Origin of the sequence: Nostoc sp. (genome assembly GCF_036917615.1) — a bacterium.
Taxonomy (GTDB): domain Bacteria; phylum Cyanobacteriota; class Cyanobacteriia; order Cyanobacteriales; family Nostocaceae; genus Nostoc.
Genome location: NZ_JBALCZ010000067.1, coordinates 1 through 3,501 on the forward strand (window position 1 = coordinate 1; position 3,501 = coordinate 3,501).

Here is a 3,501-nt window from a genome sequence, read left to right on the forward strand (position 1 = left end):
AAAATAGCGATCGCAGCAAAGCGTCCACTGCTCTTAAGGCATTAATGCCTGTAATCATTATGGAGTATAGGTTAGAGCTTTTCTTAGTGCCATTCCACTGAGGTCTAAGGTGTCAAAACCTTTTCCACCATCTATAGTCCCAGTACCAAACCCTTTGAAGTAGTCATTTCCAGTGCCTAGATCAATAACGATACCGCCACCAATAGTAACTTTTTGTTGAACTTCATTGATGGTACTGGTGGCTGTAATTTTGTCATTGCCATCACCAGTCTTAATACTTCCTTTTCCATAAATGCCGTATGCAGTACCACCAATTATTGCTGTAGCCTGTCCGGTAAGGATGTCACAACCATTTCCTGTATCAATTACTCCATCGTTGAAGATGCCATAGGCGATGAAGTTGTAACCGTTGCCAGAAACAGTAATTGTGTCGTTGCCCTGCCCTGTGGTGATGGTGGCACCTTTCATGTTCTGGATGCCAGTTCCATTAATATTGTCGTCAGAGAAGCCGCCAGTAGCAGTGCTAGTGCCTATGATCGTGTCTTCTCCGTCTCCGGTATCCAGTTGCCCAGTGTTGCTGATGCCAGTCCCAAATCCACGGACAAACCTCTGAATGTCGCTGTCAGTAACTTTACCAGTGCCAGTGATCGTGTCATTTCCTGAGCCTGTATTCAGACTGCCATTATTGCTGATGCCAATCCCTGCACCCTCAAAGCCAGGCCCAATCCCATATCCGCCGTCGCTGCCGATACCGATGCCAGCGATCATGTCATTTCCGTCTCCGGTATCCAGTTGCCCAGTGTTGCTGATACCTATCCCAAATCCGCCGTTGCCGCCGAGGCGGCCCTCACCACCATTGCCGCCCTGACCAGTGCCAGTGATAGTGTCATTGCCCAACCCAGTATTGAGACTGCCACTGTTACCAATGCCTGCTCCAGTACCACCATCGACGCCGAGGTAACCGTAACTACCAGTGCCACCCTGACCAGTGCCAGTGATAGTGTCATTGCCCAACCCAGTATTGAGACTGCCACTGTTACTGATGCCTGTTCCAGTGCCACCCTTGCCGCCACCCTCAAAGTGACCGCCGCCGCTTACGCCGTTGCCGCCAGTGCCATTGCCGATGATAGTGTCATTGCCCAACCCATTATTGAGACTGCCACTGTTACTGATGCCAGTCCCTGTACCGCCACCGCCGCCAGCACTGCCAAAATTGGGGTCATCAAAATCATCATCCGCGCCGTTGCCTCCAAGACCCCCAATACCCTTGCTGATGATAGCGTCGTCGCCCGACCCAGCATTCAGATTGCCATTATTGCTGATGCCGATTCCAGCACCGCCTTCGCTGCCATTGATGTTCTTACCGATAACACCATCACGGCCTTTACCGCCAGTGCCGTTGCTTTTAATGGTGTCCTTTCCTGAGCCTGTATAAATGAAACCTCCAGTTAAAATATCAATCCCAATTGCTGGAAATTTATTTAAATCTTCCCCTACTATTGTGTCCGAACCAGCACTGCCGGTGAAATTGGGTGGAACCGTAAATCTAGGCATAATCAAAATCCTCTAAATTTAGATTAGTATGGTCAGTTTGCTCATTTGGCGGTGGATGGCTGTCACAATCTCTTGATTTGCTTCACGAGCCAGTTGTTCAATTCTGGCTCTAGCTTGAGCGCAGACAAAAAAGGGAATGTTTTGCAACTTTTCCTTAGAGGTTGTTTGAAAAGGGTCGTTTGACCTCACAGTTAGCACAGCAAAGCATCTCAGTATAGGGCTATAACCTTGATTTATCGTTGAAGTTAAGGCCATCAGAAGGGCTAAATTATACCTTCCTGGACTTTTCAAACAGCCTCTTAGCTTCATGTGTCTATCGCAAAGCATCAATAAAATTGGAATCGCTCATGATATTAATTACCTTAATAAGTCGCTCAGTTTAATTAATAGATTACTAATTTTCCTATAAAAAAAGCCCTTGCTTTTATGCAAGAGCCTCTAAATTATTTAGTTGTCAGTGATCAAATAAACCTTACAACCTAGTCAAGGTCATTCATGAACATCACTGGCTCAGTATCACGGTTAATTCCTTTCTCAAAACCACCAGCAGCTGCCCGTGCGCGACCAGCGTGCCACAAGTGACCAACTAGGAAGAAGAATCCTAGTACGAAGTGAGAAGTCGCCAACCAAGCGCGAGGAGATACGTAGTTGAAGGAGTTAATCTCGGTAGCCACACCACCCACGGAGTTCAGAGAACCCAGAGGAGCGTGGGTCATGTATTCAGCAGCGCGACGAGCTTGCCAAGGCTGAATATCGTTCTTGATTTTTTCCAGGTCAAGACCGTTGGGGCCACGAAGAGGCTCCAACCAAGGGCCGCGGAAATCCCAGAAGCGCATGGTTTCACCACCGAAGATGATTTCACCAGTGGGAGAGCGCATCAAATATTTACCTAGACCAGTGGGGCCTTGGGCAGAACCGACGTTAGCACCCAAGCGTTGGTCACGAATCAAGAAGGTCAGAGCCTGAGCTTGAGAAGCTTCTGGACCAGTAGGGCCGTAAAATTCGCTGGGGTAAACGGTGTTGTTAAACCAAACAAACAGGCAGGCAATGAACCCCATCAGGGAGAGAGCGCCTAAGCTGTAGGATAGGTAAGCTTCACCAGACCAGATGGATGCACGACGTGACCAAGCAAAAGGCTTGGTAAGAATGTGGAAAATACCGCCAGCAATTAAGATCAAGGCAATCCAGATGTGACCACCTACCACATCTTCTAAGTTATCGACGCTGACAATCCAGCCTTCGCCACCAAAGGGAGACTTGATTACATAACCGAAGATAACCGCTGGGTTCAATGTCGGATTGGTAATAATCCGAACATCACCACCGCCTGGTGCCCAGGTGTCATACAAACCACCAAAGAACATTGCCTTCAGCACCAACAGCAGCGCACCAACTCCCAAAATAATCAGGTGGAACCCGATGATGTTGGTCATCTTGTTCTTGTCTTTCCAGTCGTAACCAAAGAAAGAAGAGTATTCTTCTAAGGTTTCTGGACCACGGACGGCATGATAGATACCGCCAAAGCCAAGGACGGCTGAGGAAATTAGGTGGAGTACACCGACAACAAAGTAGGGGAAGGTGTTAATGACTTCACCACCAGGACCAACACCCCAACCCTGAGTGGCAAGGTGAGGTAACAGGATCAAGCCCTGCTCATACATGGGCTTTTCAGGAATGAAGTGAGCGACTTCAAACAAGGTCATCGCTCCAGCCCAGAATACAATCAAACCAGCGTGGGCAACATGAGCACCCAGGAGTTTGCCAGATAGGTTGATTAAACGTGCGTTACCAGACCACCAGGCAAACCCAGTGGATTCTTGGTCGCGTCCAGTACCGCCTAAAATATTTGGTCTATTAGAGAGCGTTACCACGTGGTAATACCTCCTCAGGGAATACAAATTGTTCGTGGGGTTGATCTTGAGGAGCCATCCAAGCGCGGATACCCTC

The 3,501-nt window shown here is 48.4% G+C and carries 3 protein-coding genes; all 3 read right to left on the reverse strand.

Features of this window, described 5'->3' with window-relative positions:
* Positions 1-57: 57 nt before the first annotated feature.
* Complete coding sequence (locus V7K85_RS23410; RefSeq protein ID WP_334817014.1) at positions 58-1,554, reverse strand: beta strand repeat-containing protein; 1,497 nt, start codon at positions 1,552-1,554, stop codon at positions 58-60.
* Between the two features lie 18 nt (positions 1,555-1,572).
* A complete protein-coding gene (locus tag V7K85_RS23415; RefSeq protein WP_334817015.1) occupies positions 1,573-1,743 on the reverse strand; it encodes a PCP reductase family protein in 171 nt (56 codons plus the stop codon).
* A 290-nt stretch (positions 1,744-2,033) separates the two neighbouring features.
* Positions 2,034-3,425, reverse strand: coding sequence for a photosystem II reaction center protein CP43 (gene psbC, locus V7K85_RS23420; protein ID WP_334817017.1), 1,392 nt, complete (start codon positions 3,423-3,425; stop codon positions 2,034-2,036).
* Positions 3,426-3,501: the final 76 nt, after the last annotated feature.

Bases quoted from the DNA above. Each gene is read 5' to 3' on its own strand.
- V7K85_RS23410 (WP_334817014.1), bottom strand. From the start codon at position 1,554: ATGCCTAGATTTACGGTTCCACCCAATTTCACCGGCAGTGCTGGTTCG.